At 54.1% G+C, this 21,040-nt stretch carries 20 protein-coding genes and 1 pseudogene; 6 read left to right on the top strand and 15 right to left on the bottom strand.

Going from position 1 to position 21,040, the window contains the following annotated elements:
- Nucleotides 1-59: 59 nt before the first annotated feature.
- The 7 genes from lysA to C12CBH8_RS08905 form a co-directional block, all read right to left on the bottom strand.
- Complete coding sequence (lysA, locus tag C12CBH8_RS08875; protein ID WP_215533045.1) at nt 60-1,358, bottom strand: diaminopimelate decarboxylase; 1,299 nt, start codon at nt 1,356-1,358, stop codon at nt 60-62.
- Between the two features lie 40 nt (nt 1,359-1,398).
- A complete protein-coding gene (yihA, locus tag C12CBH8_RS08880) occupies nt 1,399-2,016 on the bottom strand; it encodes a ribosome biogenesis GTP-binding protein YihA/YsxC (RefSeq protein ID WP_215533819.1) in 618 nt (205 codons plus the stop codon).
- The gene (gene lon / locus C12CBH8_RS08885; RefSeq protein ID WP_090264541.1) at nt 2,013-4,439 is read right to left on the bottom strand and encodes an endopeptidase La; all 2,427 of its coding nucleotides are present in this window, start codon (nt 4,437-4,439) and stop codon (nt 2,013-2,015) included. Before lon ends, yihA begins: the two co-directional genes overlap by 4 nt.
- Nucleotides 4,440-4,593: 154 nt before the next feature.
- The gene (clpX, locus tag C12CBH8_RS08890; protein ID WP_215533046.1) at nt 4,594-5,901 is read right to left on the bottom strand and encodes an ATP-dependent Clp protease ATP-binding subunit ClpX; all 1,308 of its coding nucleotides are present in this window, start codon (nt 5,899-5,901) and stop codon (nt 4,594-4,596) included.
- 12 nt (nt 5,902-5,913) lie between these two features.
- Complete coding sequence (gene clpP, locus C12CBH8_RS08895; protein ID WP_281389184.1) at nt 5,914-6,498, bottom strand: ATP-dependent Clp endopeptidase proteolytic subunit ClpP; 585 nt, start codon at nt 6,496-6,498, stop codon at nt 5,914-5,916.
- 94 nt (nt 6,499-6,592) lie between these two features.
- Complete coding sequence (tig, locus tag C12CBH8_RS08900; RefSeq protein WP_200818877.1) at nt 6,593-8,134, bottom strand: trigger factor; 1,542 nt, start codon at nt 8,132-8,134, stop codon at nt 6,593-6,595.
- 106 nt (nt 8,135-8,240) lie between these two features.
- Nucleotides 8,241-8,930 carry a metallophosphoesterase gene (locus C12CBH8_RS08905; protein WP_090264549.1) on the bottom strand — a complete coding sequence of 230 codons (690 nt, stop codon included), beginning with the start codon at nt 8,928-8,930 and terminating at the stop codon, nt 8,241-8,243.
- Nucleotides 8,931-9,072: 142 nt separating this feature from the next.
- Between C12CBH8_RS08905 and C12CBH8_RS08910 the strand changes: the two genes are divergently transcribed.
- Nucleotides 9,073-9,246 (top strand): DUF1540 domain-containing protein, encoded by a 174-nt coding sequence (locus C12CBH8_RS08910; RefSeq protein ID WP_090264551.1) that lies wholly within the window; start codon nt 9,073-9,075, stop codon nt 9,244-9,246.
- A 169-nt stretch (nt 9,247-9,415) separates the two neighbouring features.
- On the opposite strand, the gene thrC is transcribed toward C12CBH8_RS08910, so the two are convergent.
- The 8 genes from thrC to rplS form a co-directional block, all read right to left on the bottom strand.
- The gene (gene thrC / locus C12CBH8_RS08915; protein ID WP_215533047.1) at nt 9,416-10,921 is read right to left on the bottom strand and encodes a threonine synthase; all 1,506 of its coding nucleotides are present in this window, start codon (nt 10,919-10,921) and stop codon (nt 9,416-9,418) included.
- 43 nt (nt 10,922-10,964) lie between these two features.
- Nucleotides 10,965-11,927: a dipeptidase gene (locus tag C12CBH8_RS08920; RefSeq protein ID WP_090264555.1), complete on the bottom strand. Its 963-nt coding sequence runs from the start codon at nt 11,925-11,927 to the stop codon at nt 10,965-10,967.
- A 14-nt stretch (nt 11,928-11,941) separates the two neighbouring features.
- Nucleotides 11,942-12,316: a YraN family protein gene (locus tag C12CBH8_RS08925; protein ID WP_215533048.1), complete on the bottom strand. Its 375-nt coding sequence runs from the start codon at nt 12,314-12,316 to the stop codon at nt 11,942-11,944.
- The gene (locus C12CBH8_RS08930; RefSeq protein WP_215533049.1) at nt 12,313-12,924 is read right to left on the bottom strand and encodes a ribonuclease HII; all 612 of its coding nucleotides are present in this window, start codon (nt 12,922-12,924) and stop codon (nt 12,313-12,315) included. The genes C12CBH8_RS08925 and C12CBH8_RS08930 overlap by 4 nt, the downstream gene beginning before the upstream one ends.
- Before the next feature lie 3 nt (nt 12,925-12,927).
- Nucleotides 12,928-13,797 (bottom strand): ribosome biogenesis GTPase YlqF, encoded by an 870-nt coding sequence (gene ylqF, locus C12CBH8_RS08935; protein WP_215533050.1) that lies wholly within the window; start codon nt 13,795-13,797, stop codon nt 12,928-12,930.
- A gap of 76 nt (nt 13,798-13,873) precedes the next feature.
- Nucleotides 13,874-14,458: a signal peptidase I gene (gene lepB / locus C12CBH8_RS08940; protein WP_171846249.1), complete on the bottom strand. Its 585-nt coding sequence runs from the start codon at nt 14,456-14,458 to the stop codon at nt 13,874-13,876.
- Between the two features lie 35 nt (nt 14,459-14,493).
- Entirely contained in the window at nt 14,494-15,093 is a 600-nt protein-coding gene (gene lepB, locus C12CBH8_RS08945; protein WP_246441456.1) for a signal peptidase I, read from the bottom strand.
- Between the two features lie 72 nt (nt 15,094-15,165).
- Nucleotides 15,166-15,510, bottom strand: a complete 345-nt coding sequence (gene rplS, locus C12CBH8_RS08950) for a 50S ribosomal protein L19 (protein ID WP_090264567.1) — start codon at nt 15,508-15,510, stop codon at nt 15,166-15,168.
- Nucleotides 15,511-16,236: 726 nt separating this feature from the next.
- Between rplS and C12CBH8_RS11970 the strand changes: the two are divergent.
- From C12CBH8_RS11970 to C12CBH8_RS08980, 5 genes and pseudogenes are all read left to right on the top strand, one after another.
- Nucleotides 16,237-17,028 (top strand): annotated as a pseudogene (locus C12CBH8_RS11970) (M23 family metallopeptidase).
- Nucleotides 17,029-17,074: 46 nt separating this feature from the next.
- The gene (locus C12CBH8_RS08965) at nt 17,075-17,698 is read left to right on the top strand and encodes a zinc metalloprotease (RefSeq protein WP_090264570.1); all 624 of its coding nucleotides are present in this window, start codon (nt 17,075-17,077) and stop codon (nt 17,696-17,698) included.
- A gap of 62 nt (nt 17,699-17,760) precedes the next feature.
- Entirely contained in the window at nt 17,761-18,378 is a 618-nt protein-coding gene (locus tag C12CBH8_RS08970; protein WP_090264572.1) for a hypothetical protein, read from the top strand.
- A 167-nt stretch (nt 18,379-18,545) separates the two neighbouring features.
- Entirely contained in the window at nt 18,546-20,378 is a 1,833-nt protein-coding gene (locus C12CBH8_RS08975; RefSeq protein WP_215533053.1) for a TIGR03960 family B12-binding radical SAM protein, read from the top strand.
- Nucleotides 20,378-21,040, top strand: coding sequence for a TIGR03936 family radical SAM-associated protein (locus C12CBH8_RS08980; protein ID WP_246441817.1), 663 nt, complete (start codon nt 20,378-20,380; stop codon nt 21,038-21,040). The genes C12CBH8_RS08975 and C12CBH8_RS08980 overlap by 1 nt, the downstream gene beginning before the upstream one ends.

A 21,040-nucleotide genomic window follows, 5' to 3' on the forward strand; every position in this document is an offset into this window, starting at 1 on the left:
TTTTTTGTTGGTCTTGTATGACTTTTCTTCCAGCATCTTCCCATCTGGACTGGAAATCCTTACACGTCGTTGCGGCACAGGTCCTCGTAGGACTCCCGGCGGATGACCTCACGGCTCTTCCCGCCGCTGACAAACACCACCGCCGGACGCGGGATCCGGTTGTAGTTGGAAGCCATGGAGTAATTGTAGGCGCCGGTGGCCTGGACAGCTAAGATATCCCCAGGCTGGGGCTTCTGGATGGAGGCGTTCTCCTGGATCAAATCCCCGCTTTCGCAGCATTTGCCTGCGATGGTGGCGGTGTAATCCTTGGGTTCGTTTGCGCGGTTGGCCACCAGGATGTCGTAGCTGGACTGATACAGGGCGTACCGGGGATTGTCGGTCATGCCGCCGTCGATGGATACATAGTTGCGGACGTCCTTGATCTCCTTGACAGCTCCCACAGTGTACAGGGTGATGCCAGCGGTGGCGATAATAGAACGTCCCGGCTCCAGTAGGATAAAGGGCACCGGCAGACCGTATTCCTTAGCCTTTGCTTTGACGGCTGTGGACACCCGTTCCATATAATCCTCATAGGGGATGGGATGATCCTCGTCGGTATACTTGACGCCGAAGCCTCCGCCAAGATTGAGCTCCTGCATGACGTGTCCGGTTTGCTCCTTCACCTGGTGGAGGAATCCCATCATGACTTCACCGGCCAATTCAAAGGGGGAGATATCGTGGATCTGGGAACCGATGTGGCAGTGCATGCCGCAAAGGTTGATATTCTGATAGGTAAGAGCCTTTTTGACACCCTCCATAGCCTCGCCGTTTTCCAAGGCCAGGCCGAATTTGGAATCGATCTGCCCGGTGCGGATAAACTGATGGGTGTGGGCGTCGATGCCCGGTTTGATGCGGAATAGGATGTCGGCCTTCTTACCCTTCTCCCCGGCCAGCTTGTCCAGGGTCTGGAGCTCGGTCAGGTTGTCCACCACAATGCGGCCGACGCCGTTATCCAAGGCCATCTCCAGTTCCCCACGGGTCTTGTTGTTGCCGTGGAAGTAGATGCGTTCGGCCGGGAACCCCGCCTGTAACGCGGTGTACAGCTCGCCGCCGGACACCACGTCCACTCCCAGACTTTCCTCCTTGGCCAGGCGATAGATGGCTTTGCAGCTGAACGCCTTACTGGCATACAGTACCAGTCCATTGCCGTCGTAACAGCGGTCGATGGACTGGCGGAAAGCCCGGCAATGGGCGCGGATAGTGTCCTCATCCATGGCCATCAGAGGCGTGCCGTACTGATGGGCCAGCTCCACGGTATCGCATCCGCCGATGGACAGATGTCCTTTTTGGTTGACAGTCAAGCAATCTGAAACAAACATATCAAATCCCCCAAACAGTTCTCAACTTGCAGCCGTCCTTTTATTGTGTGTCCTGCGGCTGCCATAAACTATTTTCCTCTTCCACCGCTTTGCTGATCCAATCCCGGACCTCCGCTGCCCCTTCCCCATTGAGCGACGAGAAGGGGACATAGGCCACGCCCTCGATCATGGACAGCTCCTGTTCGATTTCCTCCATCCGCTTTTTGCGCTGCATGGGTTTTAATTTATCGCTTTTGGTAAGGGCCACGATGAACCGGAAATCGGAATGGGCCAAATACTGAAGCATCCCCAAGTCGTCGGCCGTGGGCGGATGACGCATATCGATGAGCTGGATGACCAAAGCGATGCGGCGTCCCGATTCAAAATACCCCTCGATGAGATTGGCCCACCGTCGTTTTTCCCCTTGGGATACTTTTGCATATCCATAACCCGGCAGATCCACCAGATGGGCGCCGGGTAACTGATAGAAATTGATGGTGGCCGTCTTGCCTGGGGTATTGCTCACCCGGGCCAATGCCTTGCGGTTGCAGAGCTTATTGATCAGGGAAGATTTCCCTACGTTGGACCGGCCGGAAAACACAATTTCCGCGTCTGAAGACGGCGGCAGCTGAGGCAGCATAGCCGCCGCCAACTCAAATTGCGCCAGATCAAATCTCAGCACGGCGATTCCACCCTTCCTCCTAAGGACGCACCTTGTCCAGCCGGGATGGTGGCGATCTCCTTTTTCTCCTTGGGCTTGATGGGCTGAGGACGCACGGTGAGCGCCGTCTCCAGCACAGTCTCCAGCCGGTCAGCCGGTACAAAATGGAGATTTTCCCGCACTGTGTCGGACAGTTCGGCCAAATCCGGTTGATTGTCCATGGGGATGACCACCGTTTTGATGCCCGACCGCAAGGCCGCCATGGTCTTTTCCTTCAGCCCGCCGATGGGAATGACCCGACCTCGCAGGGTAATTTCACCCGTCATGGCCACGTCTCCCTTGACGGGGATTCCGGTCAAAGCCGACACCAAGGCGGTGGTGATGGTGACGCCGGCCGACGGGCCGTCTTTGGGTACCGCTCCCTCCGGCACGTGGATGTGGATATCCTTGGTTTTATAGAAATCCCGTTCCACACCTAAAACATCGGCATGGGCACGGATATAACTGACGGCCGCTCTGGCCGATTCTTTCATGACGTTTCCCAAAGAACCGGTCAATTCTACTTTGCCGACGCCGTCCATGACGGCCACCTCCACTGGCATGGTTTCGCCGCCTACCGACGTCCAAGCCAGGCCTGTGACCACACCCACTTCATCCTTTCGGCCATCGTTTTCCCGCCGGAACCGTTTGGGTCCCAAAAGCTCCTCTAAATTCGAGGAGGTGACAGAAACCGATTTTGCCTCCTCCCCTGCGATGATCTTGGCCGCCTTGCGGCACAGGGAGGCGATCTCCCGGTTGAGTCCCCGGACGCCGGCTTCCCTAGTATACCCGCCGATCAAGTCGTGAATAGCGGCATCATCAAACTTTAACGTGCGGCCATTGAGTCCGTGACGTTTGCGTTCCTGAGGGATCAGATGTTCTTTGGCGATGTGGAATTTCTCCTCCTGGGTATAGCTGCCCAGACGGATGATCTCCATACGGTCGTAAAGCGGACCCGGAATAGCACCCACGTCATTGGCCGTAGTCAAAAAGAGCACATGGCTCAAGTCAAAGGGCACCTCTATGTAGTGATCCCGGAAGGTATTGTTCTGTTCGCTGTCCAAAACCTCCAACAGCGCCGCCGAAGGGTCGCCGCGGAAGTCGTTTGCCAGCTTGTCCACTTCGTCCAGCAGGATGAGCGGATTGTTGACGCCGGCTGTATGAATGGCGCTGATGATGCGTCCTGGCATAGCGCCGATGTAGGTCTTGCGATGTCCTCTAATATCAGCTTCGTCCTTGACGCCGCCCAACGACAAGCGGACATATTTACGTCCCAGCGCCTTGGCAACCGATTTTGCAATGGAGGTTTTGCCCACGCCTGGAGGTCCCGCCAGACAGATAATCTGCCCTTTCACATCGGGAGCCAATTTGCGCACAGCCAAAATCTCCAAAATACGCTCCTTGACCTTCTCCATGCCGTAATGGTCTCGGTCCAAAATGCGACGGGCAGCCGTCAGATCAATGTGATCCTTGGTGGCCTTGTTCCAGGGAAGATCCAGACAGGTGTCCAAATACGACCGGATGACCGACGCCTCATGGGATCCACTGGGCATCTTAAAGAGACGTCCTGCCTCTTTCGTCAATTTGTCAGCCGTCTCTTCCGGCAAGTTGAGGGCCTGGATGCGGTCACGGTAAACTTCCGCTTCCTCTTGGGGATTGTCCCCGTCCCCCAGCTCCTGGGCAATGACCTTGAGCTGTTCTCTCAGATAATACTCCCGCTGGTTTTGGTCCATCTGGCTCTGCACCCGCTCCTGAATCTGATGTTCCAGCTCCAGTACGTCGTTTTCCCGGCGAAGCAGGGCAATGAGGGATTCCAATCGGTGAAAAGGCATTAAATCGGACAAAAGCATCTGCTTTTCTTCTGTTTTCAGCATGATGTTGAAGGCAATGTAGTCGGCCAGATAACCTGGTTCTTCAGCCGCCATCACTTCCATCACAACATCGGGAGCTGTTTTTCCGGAAAGTTCGGCGTATTCGCTGAATCCTTCCTGCGCCTCCCGGATCAGGGCCATAGCGTACTCCAGATCCATGGACCGTCGCTCCCTGCACAAACGCAGATCAGCTACAAAATACGGCTCTACTTGAACAAGTTGTTCGATCCTGGCGCGCCGGACTCCCTCCACCACAATTCGGATGTTGTCCCCAGGCATGCGCAGTACTTGTTTTATCTTGGCGATGACACCAATTTCATATAAATCTTGGGGCGTCGGATCGTCTATCCGTACATCCCGTTGCGCCACCAAAAAAATCTCCTGCAAATCCCCCATAGCGGCATTGAGCGCTAATATGGATTTTTTTCTTCCCACATCAAAGTGCAGTGTCATTCCAGGGAACAGCACCAGTCCACGAAGGGCCAACAAGGGAAGGCGGTGGTCAGCCGGATTGTTGGAATTGTTTATCATTCTGTTCCTCCTAGGAATAAGTTCATCTTGAAACCCGATCTCTCAAGGTCTGCGGATTTCATTCACACCATAATTCCAAAATGGGGCGGCAAATACATGCCGCCCCAAATGAATCATTCTCTTTATAAAAAGATCTCATCCAGTCGAAAACTCGTTACGAAGCCGAATCCTTACGCGGGCGGTTTTTCGGAGGCATAGGGATTTGTGCTGGCTTCCGGTTGGGATTGAGGATCTTTTTGGGCTCCTCCCCATCCGATACGCAGCCCGGAGTGATGATGACCTTCTCCACACTCCGATCCGACGGGATCTGGAACATGAGATCGGTCAACAGTTCTTCCATGATGGACCGAAGTCCACGGGCTCCTGTTTTTCTCTCAATGGTCTTTTGCGCGATGGCTTCCAGCGCCGTCGGTTCAAACTCAATTTCCACACCGTCCAGTTCAAAGAGACGGGTGTATTGCTTGATGATGGAATTACGCGGTTCGCTCAGCACTTTGACCAGCGCCTTGACGTCCAAATCCTGCAAGGTGGTGATGACCGGAATTCGGCCTACCAACTCGGGGATCAAGCCGAAACGGACCAGATCCTGCGGAATGACGTCTTTGTAAATGGCGGGACCTTCCATCTCCGATTTGCTGCGGATCTCAGCGCCAAATCCCAAATGGGAGGTACCCAGACGCTTTTGGATGATCTTATCCAGGCCATCGAAAGCGCCGCCGCAGATAAACAGGATGTTGCTGGTATCGATCTGGATGAATTCCTGCTGGGGATGTTTGCGGCCTCCCTGAGGCGGGACATTGGAAACCGTCCCCTCCAGGATCTTCAAAAGGGCCTGCTGCACACCTTCACCGCTGACGTCCCGGGTGATGGAGGGGTTCTCCGATTTCCGGGCGATCTTATCGATTTCATCGATGTAGATAATTCCCCGTTCGGCACGCTCGATATCGTAATCAGCGGCCTGGATGAGGCGGAGCAGAATGTTTTCCACATCCTCACCCACATATCCGGCTTCGGTTAAGGTGGTGGCGTCGGCGATGGCAAAAGGCACATCCAAGATGCGAGCCAATGTTTGGGCCAGCAGAGTCTTACCAACGCCGGTGGGGCCAAGCAGCAATACATTGCTCTTTTGCAGTTCTACATCCGACGCCCCGCCCAGATAGATGCGTTTATAATGGTTGTAGACCGCCACCGACAAAGAGATCTTTGCTTCATTCTGGTCCACTACATATTCGTCCAGCATCTCTTTGATCTCAAGCGGCTTTGGCAACGTGATGGAACCGTCCGGCGGCACATGGCGGCGATGGGCTACTCCCTCGTCCTCCAAGATGCTCTGGCACAAATCCACACATTCGTTGCAGATATTCACGCCTGGGCCGGCAATCAAACGCTTGACCTGCTCCTGGCTTTTTCCGCAAAAAGAGCATCTCATAATGCGCTCCCTGGTCTCGTCATTTCTTGCCATATAGTAACCATCCTATCGTTTGGTAATGACTTTATCCACCAGGCCGTATTGCATGGCCTGTTCGGCAGTCATAAAATTATCGCGTTCGGTGTCCTTTTGGATGACTTCCAGCGGTTGGCCGGTCATCTCCGAAAGCATCTTGTTCATGCGCTGCTTGATGCGGACAATGTGTTCGGCGTGGATCTGCACGTCGGTGGCCTGGCCCTGGGCGCCGCCCAAAGGCTGGTGGATCATAACCTCGCTGTTGGGCAAAGCCAGACGCTTGCCCTTGGTGCCGGCGGCCAACAGGAAAGCTCCCATGCTGGCGGCCATACCCATGCAGATGGTGGAAACGTCGCATTTGATATATTGCATGGTATCGTAAATAGCCATGCCGGCGGTGATAGAACCTCCGGGACTGTTAATATACAGGCTGATGTCCTTTTCCTGATCCTGACCTTCCAGATACAGGAGCTGGGCAACCACAAGGCTGGACGTCACATCATTGACCTCATCGCACAGCATGATGATGCGATCGTTTAACAAACGGGAATAAATATCATACGACCGCTCGCCGCGGCTGGTCTGCTCGACCACATAAGGCACTAAGCTACTCAAATGCATACACCTCCAAAATGTTCCTATGTAGTATTGACCTTAAAAAGGCAAAATATCATAAATGCCTTGAAAACCTTCTAAACTTGGGGGTCCATTATTCGGCTTTCGGAGCTTCCTCTTTGGATTCTTCCTTGGCCTCTTTTGCCTTTGCAGTTGTTTTCTTGGCAGCGGGTTTTCTGGTTCTCTTCTTGGGAGCGGGTTTTTCTTCTGCGGGCTTTTCCTCAGCTGCTTCCTCTTTGGAAGCGGTTTCTTCAGAAAGTTTCTCAGCTGACTCGGCCAATACCTCCTGAGTCTCTTCCACTTCCTCCATAGCCTTTTCCGCTTCCTGCTTTTTCTTCAGGTCTTCCGGGGTGAGATCGGTGATGACCGCCTGGCCCTTGATCAGATCCAAAGCCTGCTGGACGGCGATATCGCCTCTGAGATCATTGGCATCCACCAGGTTCTTGACTCTCTCAATCGGCATATTATAAGCTTCCGCCATCTTCTGGAACTCTTCTTCCAGACGCTCGTCAGTGACGGCAATGCCTTCCTTCTCCACAATCTTCTCCAGGCACAGGCGAAGCTTTACCTGACGCTCCGACTGTTCCCGCATGCTCTCGCGCAAAGCGGAAATCTGCATGCCGGTATACTGTAGATAAGTGTTGACATCCATGCCCTGGCCGCGCAGGCGGGCTTCAAAATTGCGGATGTTGTCGTCGATACGGCGCTCAAACATGGCGTTCGGGATCTCGGCCTGCAAGGCATCGATCAGCTGATTGACCACTTGGTCTTCCACCATGTTGTCGCCTTCGCGGACAGCTTCAGACTCCAGCTTTTCCTTGATATCGGCACGCAGCTCATCCAGTGTATCGAATTCGCTGACGTCTTTTACAAATTCATCGTCGATCTCCGGCAGTTCACGGGTTTTGACCTCGTGGAGTTTTACCTTAAACAAGGCCTCTTTGCCGGCAAGATTCTCAGCATGATATTTCTCCGGGAAGGTAACTTCTACGTCAAACTCGTCGCCGGCATTGTGGCCGATGATCTGGTCCTCAAAACCGGGGATAAACTGGCCGGAACCAAGAGTAAGGGGTTGATCCTCCGCCTTACCGCCTTCAAATGCTTCGCCGTCGACAAATCCTTCGAAGTCGATGACAACGTTATCGCCCTCAGCAGCAGCGCGGTCTTCTACTTCAACGATACGGCCATTGCGTTCCTGCAGCTTTTTGAGTTCGTTGTCGATCATCTCTTCTGTGACCGGCACCACGACGCGGTCGGCTTTCAGGCCTTTGTATTCGCCCACTTCCACTTCCGGCTTGGTCGTGATGGTGGCTTTAAAGATCAGCGCCTCTTTGTCGGCCTGTACCAGTTCAAAATCGATGTGATCCTGGATAATCTCAAGCTTTGATTCCTCAACTGCCTGTTCCATAGCATCGGGATACAGGGAATTGATGGCGTCTTCATAAAAAACATCCTGGCCGTAGATCTTCTCCACAAAAGCACGGGGCGCCTTGCCCTTACGGAAACCCGGTACGTTAAAGCGGCTGATATTGCGGCGATACGCTTTTTCCAGCGCCTCTTCGAACACAGAACCCGGGATTTCTACTTCCAGCTGATAGCGGTTTGTCTCAACCTTATTGACTGATTTTAAACTCATGGATGTTCCTCCTACACACCTTTTGCAAAATCTTTTTTTGCAGCATTTCAGTTTATTATACCATACTCCATGATGAATGGCTATGGTTTTTCCTTGGATATTTCTATTAAGATTCGATGAACACTGGGGCAAATCCAGTAAAATCACACGAAATAAGGCGCATATCAATGCCGTCGTAATACCCATTGACAGCCCGGCGCACGCCTTCCCCATGGATGTGGCCGTAGTACACCCGTTTGATCCCCCTGGCCTTCAGGGCACTCATCATCTCCTCGCACACCATTCCTGCGTATACCGGAGGATAGTGCAAAAAGGCAATGGGTTCCCCTCCTATTTTCTCCGCCGCGTCTACCGACAAATTCAGCCGGCCGATCTCCCGGTTTAATACTTTCTTGTCCTCATCCTTTTCCGCGTCGTAAAACCAGCCTCTTGTTCCGCACACCGTCACATCGCCTACCGCATAGGCATCATTAAACAAGATGCGCAGCGTGGTAAATCCATTTTCCTCCAGGAACGCATCCATTTTGCGGCGGGTGGCCCACCAATAATCGTGATTGCCTTTTCCGATGAGCTTTGTCCCCGGCAGAGAATTTAAAAAGGCCAGGTCTGGTTTTGCCTCTTCCAGCGTCATGCCCCAGGAGATGTCCCCCGGGATGACCACCGTATCTTCCGGCCCCACCAGCTTGTACCAATTCTCCTCCAGGCGTTTCACGTAATCCTGCCAGCCCCGGAAAATATCCATAGGCTTGTTGCATCCCAGGGAAAGATGCGGGTCGGAGATGGCAAAGAGCGACATGACTTCATCCTTTCTATCGACGATCAAACAAGAATTTTTTTCCAGATCAGATGTTTGGCTCCATCCAGAAAATGCTGGCCTGCGAGATGAATACCTTGTCCCCAATCACACACAATAAGCACGGGAAGGGGGTAAAAATAAAATGCATGAAACTCAAAAACAAGATTGTCATTGTATCCAAGGCATCCATTGCGAAGTAAAGAATTGTGTGTATCATCAGAAGGACGACAAATGTGAGGCCGGTAAAATCACCGTTGGCCCGACCTTTGCCGTCAGCTCTGCCGACACAATCTGCTCCACTTTTAAAGCGAAATAAGTAGTCTAAAACACAAAGAAACCAATCTGTAGCGTAAGTCTATTCCGCTCTCCTCAAAGAAGAATACTTTCTCTTAATCGGGAGATGGCTCTGGCAGCCATCGTGATTTCCCAATTCGGATCAAGAACCCCGTCGGTATCGGCGGGGTTTTCTATGCCCTTTTTTATGATTAATGCTCTTGAATGCCCAGCATGTCAAGCACTACATTCTCCATTGTAGCACTGGTGCAGGTCCCGGAGAAACGGACCTCTTTATCGGCAAGACCTGTCAAGGGAGCCGGCGCCGGGACACGGGTCTTTTCTTCCAATGCCGCCACCTTTTGGAACTCGTCCATTTGCATGACATTCTGTTCCTTCAGGGCCTCCAGCACGCTGGTGGAGAACTTAAAGGGATTGGCCGTGGACGCGATGACAGTAGGCGTATCGTCCCCGGTGTCCTTCTGGTACTGGCGATAGACACAGAGTCCCACTGCAGTGTGAGTGTCACACAGATAGCCTTCCTTTTCAAACATTCCTCGAATGGTATCCTTTGTGGCGGCATCGTCACAATATCCGCCGTAGAAGTGGATGTGGAGTTTCTCCAGCACATCGCTGCTCACTTCATAACGGCCGGTGGATTTCAAATCTTCCATCCAGCCCCGGATGGTCCCGTCGTTTTCCCCGCACAGGTCGAAAAGCAGGCGCTCCAAATTGCTGGAAATCAGGATGTCCATAGACGGGGAAATGGTGGTGTGGAAAGGACGGTTGCGGTCGTACACCCCGGTGCGGATAAAGTCGGTTAGGACGTTGTTGCAATTGGAGGCACAGATCAGTTTGTGAATCGGCAGGCCCATCTTTTTGGCGTAATAGGCGGCCAGGATATTACCGAAGTTGCCGGTGGGCACCACGATGTTGATGCCTTGTCCATTTTCAATGCGGCTCTCTTTCAATAAATCGCAGTAGGCCGAGATGTAATACACAATCTGAGGCGCCAAACGTCCCCAGTTGATGGAGTTGGCGCTGGAGAACATCATATTGTTTTGTTCCAGCAGTTCGGCCACCTTCTTGTCGGTAAAGATGGTTTTCACACCGGTTTGGGCATCGTCAAAGTTGCCCTGGATGGCGCATACCGACACGTTGCCGCCCTCCTGAGTCACCATCTGAAGCTTCTGCATGGGGCTGACGCCCTGCTCGGGATAAAACACCAAGATCTTGGTGCCGGGCACATCCTTGAACCCTTCCAAAGCAGCCTTGCCGGTATCTCCCGACGTGGCCACCAGAATAACCATGGTCTTGCCCCCGGCCGTTTTAGAAGCGGCCATGCTCAGCAGATGCGGGAGCAGTTGCAGCGCCATATCTTTAAAGGCGCAGGTGGGACCGTGCCACAGTTCCAACATATAAGTTCCCTGACCCAAATCGGCCAGAGGGGCTATCGCTTCATTGTCAAACTTCCCGGTACCGTATGCACCGGTCACACATTGGCTCAGTTCCTCCTGGGAGAAATCGGTCAAAAACCGGCCCAGGATGTCCTTTGCCCTCTCCATATAATCAAGCTGCGCAAGCCTAGGCCAATCGGCGCCAGTCAGCTGGGGCAGCCCATCGGGTACAAACAGTCCGCCGTCGGCCGAGATGCCACGGGCGATTGCCTGGGCCGACGACACGCGGACGCTTGCATCACGGGTACTTTTATAGTCCACTGCGCTCACTCCAAATTCGTAAGATAGGTATCATTTTAATCTATTATAACCCACCTGTCAAAGCGTTCTGGAAAAAATCCCATCCGTTTTGGAAAAACACCTTGTCAAGCAGCCTTTTCGAATATCCTTTGTCCTCTAAAAACAAATAAAGCCGTTCCAGATCCTCAATGCCACGGACGCCCTGAGGCATGGGTGCGCCGTCAAAATCGGTGCCGAGACACACCACGTCCTCGCCCCCCAGAGCCAGGAAATGGGCCAGATGATGTTCGATATCCTCCATGGTAGCATATCCTTCTCCATCCACGGAATCCTCTCCATCCCGCAGAAAGGCCGGACAAAAATTGAGGCCCACGAGTCCCCTACGGTTGCGGATGGCCTCAAACTGCCGATCGGTCAGGTTGCGCACATGGCCGCACACCGGTTTTGCATTGGAATGGGACGCCACATAAGGAAGCCTCATACACCCTTCCACATCCCAGAATCCCTTCTCCGCCAGATGGGAGACGTCCACCACAATGCCCAACTCCTGGCACAGCTCCACCGCCTCGTATCCGAACGGGGTCAGCCCTCCCGCATCCGGCACCAGAACGCCGTCGGCAATTTCATCCCGGCCGTTCCATGTGAGGGTGAGCAGACGGACGTCCCGGTCGTAGAGATAGCGCAGCCGCTCCAGTTTACCGCCTACCGCTGCGCCTCCCTCCACTGACAAAATGGCGGCGCATTGTCCGGTCCTTGCAGCCTCCCTCATGTCCTCCGCCGTGCGGCACAGGCGCATCAGCGAACGACACTCAGCCATCTGTTCCTCCAGGTAGTCCCGGCAACGGTCAAAATGCTTGAGCGCCTCGTCCCCGTGGAGTTCATCAGGGATGAAGATGGCGAATACCTGGCACCAGGGCGCATAAGAAAGACCCCGTTCCAAGGAGATGTTGAGGATCCCATCCAGCAGTGGGATATTTTTTAGACATCCTTCATACAGAGTATCGCAATGGGCGTCAAACAGCTTCATACCGTTCCCCTTTCTCAGGCAGACCCGAAGGCATCGCCTGCGTCAAATGCATTCTCGATGTGCCGCACCAGTGGCCTATCCTCGGTGAGAACTATCTCCACCACGTCAAATCGAGGCTGTAGATCTGGTCCATGCTCCATCCAATAAAGGGAGGCCGTTTTTACAATGTGCCGCTGTTTTGCCGCGTCTACCCACTCCTTGGGGGCGGCGATGGCCGATAGCGATCGGGTTTTGACCTCCACAAACACCAGATACCTCTCCTTTTGGGCAATGATGTCGATCTCTCCCCACCGGGTGCGGTACCGGCGGTCTACAATAGCATACCCCTTTTTCTCCAAGAGAATGGTCGCAATCTGTTCCCCAAAGACGCCTTTTTCAGCAGGCGTCATGTCCGATCCCCCAACAGCTTGGTCAAAAAGGTTTTACGATGCACCGGTGACGGTCCATATTGCAAAATCAATTCCCGGTGGAGTTTTGTGCCGTATCCCTTGTGTTTGGCAAATTGATACTGAGGATATTGTTCGTCCATTTGGATGAGCAGGCGATCCCGGCTGACCTTGGCCAAGATCGAAGCTGCGGCGATGTTGGCCGAATGCGCATCCCCTTTGACCACCGCTTGGGCCGGTGCGGGGAGATGGGGCGGCAGACGATTTCCATCCACCAAGATATACTGGGGAGTGACATCTAACCCCGCTACAGCCCGTTCCATAGCCAGGTAGGTGGCGTTCAGGATGTTGACTTCATCGATTTCCTCCACCGATGCGCTGGCTACACACCAACTGAGAGCCGTCTCGACGATGACGTCGTACATGGCTTCCCTCTTTTTTTCCGTCAGCTTTTTGGAATCGTTGACCCCGTCGATGACACATCCTTCCGGTAGAATGACCGCCGCGGCATACACCGGTCCAGCCAACGGACCTCGTCCCGCTTCATCCACGCCGCACACCAAATGGTAACCCCGTTCTATTGCCTTCTTTTCATATTCCAGCCAATCCATGGGTTATCCCTCCATTTTCTCCGGCGTCTCCAGGCTGATGCGCCCCAGCTTGCCTCCCCGGAATTCATCCAGCACGGCGATGGACGCCCGTTCGGTGTCCACCTCTCCGCCTGAGATGAGCATTCCTCGTTTGCGTCCTATGAGCCCCAACAGCTCATAGGGCTCCACATCCAGATTCTCCAGGCCATAGCGCTCTTTGAGACGGTCGGGATATTCCTTGCTTAACAGTCCGATGAGACGGCAGGCCAGATGCTCCGTATCCACCACCTGATCTTTGACGGCGCCGGTGAAGGCCAGATGTTCCCCCACCATGGGATCGTCAAACTTAGGCCACAAAACGCCAGGCGTGTCCAACAGCTCGCCGCCCTTTCCAAACGAGAACCACTGGTTGCCCCGTGTGACGCCCGGTTTATCGGCCACCTTGGCCTTGGCCCCTCGGGACAGGCGATTGATCAGCGACGACTTGCCCACATTGGGGATGCCCACCACCATGACCCGGATGGGTTGTTTGCCCATGCCTTTTTTCTCCCAGGCGGCGATACGGTCCTTCAGTACCTCCCGGCACAGAGGCAGAACTTGATTAACCCCTTTTCCCTTGTTGCACTCCACCGCCAATGCCGGGATGTTTTTTCCCTCAAACCATTTGATCCACCGGGCCGTCACAGCTGGATCGGCGGCGTCGCTTTTGTTCAAAAGCACGATGCGCGGTTTACCTCCCAGGATGGATGCCAGATCCGGATTCCGGCTGCTGTAGGGGATGCGGGCGTCCAAAATCTCGGCCACCATGTGGGTCAGCGGCAACGCCTTTTGCATCTGCCGTTTTGTCTTGGTCATGTGCCCAGGAAACCACTGGACGTCGGTATACTCACTCATACTGAATCCTCCGTATACAACAAATGTGCATGGACTGGAAAACCTGTCCCTGCACATTTGATTTTTCTTTTTTCACTTAATCAACGCTGCCAAAATCGGAAAACGGCAGGAATCGGAACAACGCTTTGCCTACAATGTGGTCCACCTTGGCAAAGCCGAAATAACGGCTGTCCGACGAATTGTTTCGATTGTCGCCCAGCACAAAGATACATCCCTCCGGCACCGTCACCGGATACTCAAAGGGGTAAACGCCCTGGTCACGGATAGGGCCGCTGACATAAGGTTCATAAAGTTCTTCGCCATCTACATACACTTTGTGCTGATTAAAATCGATGTTGACCGTCTGCCCTTCGGTGGCGATGACCCTCTTGATTAAGGGATGGTCGTATCCCGGTTGGCGCACTACCACAATGTCGCCGTCTTCCGGGGTATAAAACATGCTGGATACCAGGATGCGATCCTTATTGTGGAGCGTAGGCTGCATGGACCGTCCCTGCACCTGTACCGTATGGAACACAAATCCAAACACAATGACCACTACGGCCAATGCGGCGCAAATGGTCTTCATCCAATCTTCAGCATCCAAAAAGCGGCGCAGGGAAAAAGTATCCACCAAGCCGTCCACCCTGCTGGGAACGTCCTGTTTCTTTTCTCGGGCCATCTGGTTTACCACCTCCATCGCCCCAAATGTCAAAATCAATCCAAGGCGCCAATATCGGGTAAGGGGAAGATTCGGAAAACAGCCTCCCCTAAAATCTGATCTTCCCGGATAAAGCCGAGATCCCGGCTATCGGAAGAATCGTTTCGATTGTCTCCCATAACAAATACGCAGTTCTCCGGCACCGTCACCGGGTACTGGAACCCATAAATCCCTTTGAGATGGGTCAGTTCCTTGATGTACGGCTCCGATAAAACCTGGCCGTCCACCTGGACCGTTCCCGATTCAAAGTCGATATTGATGGTCTGCCCCTCGGTGGCGATAACCCTTTTGATCAATGGTTTCTTGTGGATGGTGTCCTTGGTGATGACCACAATATCCCCTTGCTCGGGCTCATAAAACAGATGGGAGACAATGACACGGTCACCCGTGTGCAGCGTGGGAAGCATCGAGTCGCCGTCCACCATGACGATTTTAAAGACAAAGCCAAAAAGAATAACCACCGCGGCCAACGCAAAGGCGACGGCTTCTACCCACTCATTGAAGTTGAAAAATCCCCGACAGCCTTTCTTCGGGACCAGCGGGACCGCCACACCGCTTCGCTCCGGAGCCGCATAGTTTTGGGATGGACCATTCAAACCCATCCACCTCCTTTTTGGACTCTAGAAAGCAAAAAAGGGACAATACTGTCCCTTTTTCCAAAAAGCCGCTTAGCGAATCTTCTCTTTCACCTTGGCAGCCTTGCCCACACGATCGCGCAGATAATACAGCTTGCTTCTGCGGACACGGCCCATACGGACGATATCCACGCCCTGTACGTTGGGGGAATGGATGGGGAAAACTCTCTCCACGCCGACGCCGTAGGAAACGCGGCGGACGGTGAAAGTCTCGGCAATGCCGCTGCCTTTGCGGGCGATAACAGTGCCCTCGAAGTCCTGAATTCTCTCGCGGTTACCCTCGCGGATGTTCACGTGAACACGCACGGTGTCACCGATGTTGAACTGGGGGGGAGCTGCTTTCAGGCTGGGGGCTGCGATGTGTTTCAATGCGTCCATTTCAAAAATCCTCCTTAGCAATCCAGGCATTCATACCCTTTCCTTCGGGCGGAAAGGCAGAGGACTACCCGCTTTCATGTCACGGTATTACCGGGCATCAAACCCCGATCGGCTGGGAGCCGACGGAACAGCGCCGATGCGCTGACGTTCACCCATGCTCCGCCAAAAGCGGACTCAAAGACCTTGCCGGCACAAACCTCATTGCAAAGCTGCATCACACATCTTTGACACAGGCGATAACGCAATGCGAATATTTTACCACATCTATCCCCCTGATGCAAGGGATTTTAACAAATCTTTTCCCCTCTTCTATGCCCTTCCCGCCTCCCATATGCATGCTTGGCCCTTTTCCTTCATATGCATTGGTGAACCAAACTCCAATGCTCCAAACAAATGAACAGCCCTGTGGCTGTGACCCGAGGTGATGTTATGTCTAATCCCGATTTTCCCGAATTGCCCGAACTCCCAGATCCTCCCCAGCCGTCTGAACCTCCTCAAAGGCCGTATCGGCCTCAGCGTCCCTATCGGCCGGAAAACCGACGGCGTACTCGTCAAAGGCGGGATCGCTCCCGTCCGTCTTACGAGAGCGATCCACTGGATGTTCCTTCCCGATCCGCCCTTCCCGCACAGATGCTGGTGTGCGCCGTAGCGGTGGGAGCCGCCTTCCTGCTGCGGGCCGTGGGAGGGCCGATTTACGACGACATGCGTCAGGAGTACACCGACGCCATGTCTCACAGCATCTCTGTCAACCAAGCCATCGAGGAATTGGATGCCCTGGCGGTAAAGCATCCCTTTCTAAGCGGCATTGTGGAACCCATCAAATCGGTACAGGCCTTTTTCCAGTTTTCCAAGGACGACTCGTCCGCTTCGTCGGCGTCGGATTCCAGTGCGGCCTCTTTCCCTTCTTCATCAGCAGAGTCTTCCCAAAGTGCAAACGAAGCGACAAGTCAGCCGTCCAGTGAAGCTCCCGCAGCGTCCTCCGCCCCTGCTGACGACGCCTCCCAACTCACCGGCGCCGGCGGCGAGGATCTTCCCGCCAGTTCCAGCCTGTCGGCCGAGGCTTCGGCTAAAGTGGCTCCGGAAGGCGCTTCCTTTGCCCCCTATTTCCTAACCGGCAGCTTCTATTCCCCCCTTTCCAGCGGCATCATTACCTCCGACTTCGGCTACCGCAATCATCCTAAATCAGGGCAGGCCGGATTCCACAAGGGGTTGGACATCGCCGCCGACGAGGGGACGCCCATCGCCTGCGCCATGCCGGGCACCATCTCCCAGATGGGAGAGGATGAGACGGCCGGTAAATTCGTGCTGGTGGATCACGCCGGCGGGGTACAGACCTTTTACGGGCATTGCAGTGAATTTGTCGCCTAGGACGGCGCTTCGGTCCGCGCAGGCGAGACCTTGGCATTGGTGGGCAGCACAGGTGATTCCACCGGTCCCCACGTCCATTTGGAAATCCGCATCAACGGCGTCGCCCACGATCCCGCCCGTCTGTTGGAAAGCGTCTACAAGCATATGTGACTGCACGCACCTTTCTCGGATTTCATTTTTAAAGTGAGGTGACGCCTTGGAATGTAAGCTTCTCGGATGCCGCATCCGTATCAGCGTCACTTTTGTCACCCTTGTGGCTGTGACCGTCATCTTGGACCGGTCGGGTATGGCGGCCTGGACCATCGGATCGGCCTTTCTCCACGAATGCGGGCATTTCATCGCCTTTTACCTGCTGGGATGTCCTCCCACGAGGGTGGAGCTTCTCCCCTTCGGCATGCGCATGGAGACTTCCAAAGAAGCCCCTTTGGGATATGCCAAGGAAGCTGTCGCCTGCCTTTCGGGACCCATGGTCAACTTTCTGCTCTTTTTCCTGTTTAGCGTCCTGGGCAAGACCTTGGCCCTTTCATGGATGGCGGCGCCGGCCGCCGTCAATCTGGTGCTGGGCTCCTTTAACCTGTTGCCCATTGTCCCCCTGGACGGAGGGAATGCTCTCTTCTGTATCTTATGCCTTTTTCTGGAGGAAAAGTGGGTGGGTCGCATCAGCTGTGTGCTGTCGGTAGCGGTGCTGTTGCCGGTGGCCATTCTCTCCTTCTACATCATGCTGCGCAGTGGATTTAACATCACATTGCTGGTCACGGTAAGCTATCTTATTTTGCTGTTTGCCAAAAGTCAGAGACACGGCCACTCGATTCATGGTTGAATTTCGTCGTGGTTTCGGGTATCATGAAAGGAGCTTTCAAAAATAGGACGTGAATTAGTACTATGAGTCATTCCCCTCTCTCCCCTTTAACGGAAAAGAAATCCGGCATCCGAACCAAGCATTTCTTGATTTTCATCGGCATTGTGGCGGTGCTTTGGATCATTTTTGCCTTCCTCTATTTGGCCAGCAGCACTTATGCAAAGGACAAATTGGAAGACGGCGCTCAAGCTTATTTGTCCGAGGCGTCGGGGCAGGACCCCGCCTATGAAAACGCCTCTCTGGTGGACAGTCAGGACGACGGCAATTACACCTACGTTATCATGGAACTGACCGACGGCCGTCACGCCTTTGTGTGCTTTGAGACTAATTGGAGCTCCTTCGGTCGTTATCAGCCCATCGCCGGACGCATTCCCTTGGTCAACGACCAGCAGTCGTCCGCCGATATCCACACCTTTGTGTACAAAAAGGACGATATGGTGATCTACTCCATCTTCGGCCCCAATAAGACCGATTTGGAGGCGCTCAACATGTATGTCTACTCCTCCACCAACGGCCAGCTCCTGGACAGCAAACAATACGACACCGCCGGGGAGGAGTATCTCCTGTGCACCTACCGTGTCCGTGTCCACGACGAAACCGGCATCCAGATCAAGACCAATATCGACGATCTAATCGGGTAACTATCTTTGTGACAGAATAATCAGAGACGCCTTGTGACAAGTGAGGCGTCTCTGTTTTTTTATTGGATCACACGGTATCCGGACTCGACGGGGATTGAAAAGAAGCGCTATTTTTAGTATAGTTAAGGGAAGAACATCGAATGTTACCACACTGTTTGGAGGTACTCATGCGCCAAGAAATTGACCACATCCTTCCCCTGGTCCAAAAACCGGGACGTTACGCCGGCGGGGAGCTCAACTGCATCCTCAAGGACCCGAATCAGGTGAAGATGCGCATCGCCTTTTGTTTTCCCGATGTCTATGAGGTGGGCATGTCCCATCTAGGCATGAAGATTTTGTACGGTTTGTTCAACCAGTCGCCGGACATCTGGTGTGAACGCGTCTTTGCCCCGTGGCCGGATATGCAGGAACAGATGGAGCGTCACGACATCCCCCTCTTCGCCCTGGAGAGCCGGGATGCTGTGGGGCAGTTCGACTGGATTTGCTTTACCCTCCAGTATGAACTGAGTTTTACCAATATTCTCAATATGCTCCGTCTGGCCGGGCTGCCCATCCGGGCCGAGGATCGGGAGGATTTATGGCCTCTGGTGATCTGCGGCGGGCCCTGCGCCTGCAATCCGGAGCCACTGTGCGACTTTGTGGACGCCTTTATCCTAGGAGAGGGCGAGGAGGTCAACATGGAGGTAGCGGACCTCTACCTCAAGCACAAGGAGATGGGTAGCTCCAAGCAGGAATTTTTAAAGGCCGCTGCACAAATCCCAGGGGTGTATGTGCCGTCGCTTTACGACGTAGCCTATCATGAGGACGGCACCATCCGGGCGGTGACGCCTCTAGACGGCGCGCCTGCCAAGGTGACAAAACGCATTGTGCAGGACATGAGTTCCACCTATTATCCCGACAAGTTTGTGGTCCCCTACATCGAGGTGGTCCACGACCGGGCCATGACCGAAATTTTCCGGGGATGTATCCGTGGATGCCGTTTTTGCCAGGCCGGGTTTATCTACCGTCCCGTCCGGGAAAAGAACGCCCAGGTCATCGGGGAACAGTCCCGCGCCCTGTGCGAATCCACCGGTTACGACGAGATTTCCCTGACCTCCCTCTCCACCAGCGATTACTCCCAGCTGCAAGAGCTGTTGCCCGATTTATTACAGTGGAGCGAGGAGCAAAAGGTCAATCTGTCCCTTCCCTCCCTGCGGGTGGATAACTTCTCCCCCGAGCTTTTGGAACAGCTGAACAAGGTTCGTAAAAGCGGTCTGACCTTCGCCCCGGAAGCCGGTACCCAGCGGCTGCGGGACGCCATTAATAAAAACGTATCGGAAGAGGAGATCATGCGCACCTGCCGCATCGCCTTTGAAGGGGGACATACATCGGTCAAGCTGTATTTCATGCTTAGCCTTCCCACCGAGACTTTGGACGACGTAGCCGGTATCGCTGAGCTGGGCCAGCGCATCGTGGATCTTTACTACCGCAATCCCAACAAGCCCAAGGGCAAAGGGGTCCAGGTCACCATCTCCTGCGCCGTATTTGTGCCCAAGCCCTTTACCCCCTTCCAATGGGAGCCACAGGACACCATCGACGTGGTCAAGGAGAAACAAAAGCATCTGGTGTCCTCCCTCACTACCCGCAAAATCAACTGCAATTGGCACGACGCTGAGACAAGTTTCTTAGAAGCGGTATTCGCCCGTGGGGATCGCCGGTTGGGCAAGGTGATGGAGGCCGCGTTGGACAAAGGCTGTATCTTTGACAGTTGGGAAGAGTTTTTCAACTTTGATAAGTGGATGGAAGCGTTTGAAGCATGCGGCATCGATCCGGCCTTTTACGCCAACCGCCGCCGCTCTTTTGATGAAGTTCTTCCCTGGGATCACCTGGATTACGGGGTGGACAAGTCCTTCCTGATCCGGGAAGTAAAAAAGGCCTACGAGAGCCAGACCACGCCCCACTGCCGCTTGCAATGCTCCGGCTGTGGAGCCAACCGCTTGAAGGGAGGGCCTTGTTTTTGATGATCCCCATTCGATTTTTCTTTGAAAAGAAGGGAGCTGCGCGTTTTATCTCCCACCTGGACGTCAACCGCTGTATGGCTCGGGCCGTCCGCCGCGCCCATCTCCCCCTGTGGTATACGGAGGGTTTCAATCCCCACCCATATCTGACCTTTCCTCTGCCCCTGTCCCTAGGCGTCATTGGACTTCGGGAACCCATGGATCTGCGTCTGGTGGAGGAGATGGATCTGGAGGAAGCGGTAAGACGTCTCAATGGACATATGCCCGAAGACGTTAAATTTTTAAGCGCCGCCCCTCCCATCATGAAGGCCAAGGATATTGCCTGGGCCTCCTATGAACTGCATACCAGGTGGCAGGGACATACCGTCCGCGAGACGGCGGAGTTTCTTTCGGATGCCCTGTCTCGCCCCACCCTCTGCGCCCTCAAGCGCACCAAAAAAGGGGGACAAAAGGAAGTGGATGTAAAATCCCACATCCGCAGTTTCTCAGTGGAAGAGGCTGATGATTTTGTCCGTCTGCGCCTCACCCTACCGGCCGGCGCCAGCGTCAACGTCAATCCCACGTTGGTGCTCCAGGCGGTGGAGAATGCAACAGGCGTTCTGGTGGACGCTCCCATCCTCATTCGGGACGGCATCTTTAACGCTGATCTAACATCTTTCCTTTAA

The organism is Solibaculum mannosilyticum (genome assembly GCF_015140235.1).
Lineage (GTDB): Bacteria > Bacillota > Clostridia > Oscillospirales > Acutalibacteraceae > Solibaculum > Solibaculum mannosilyticum.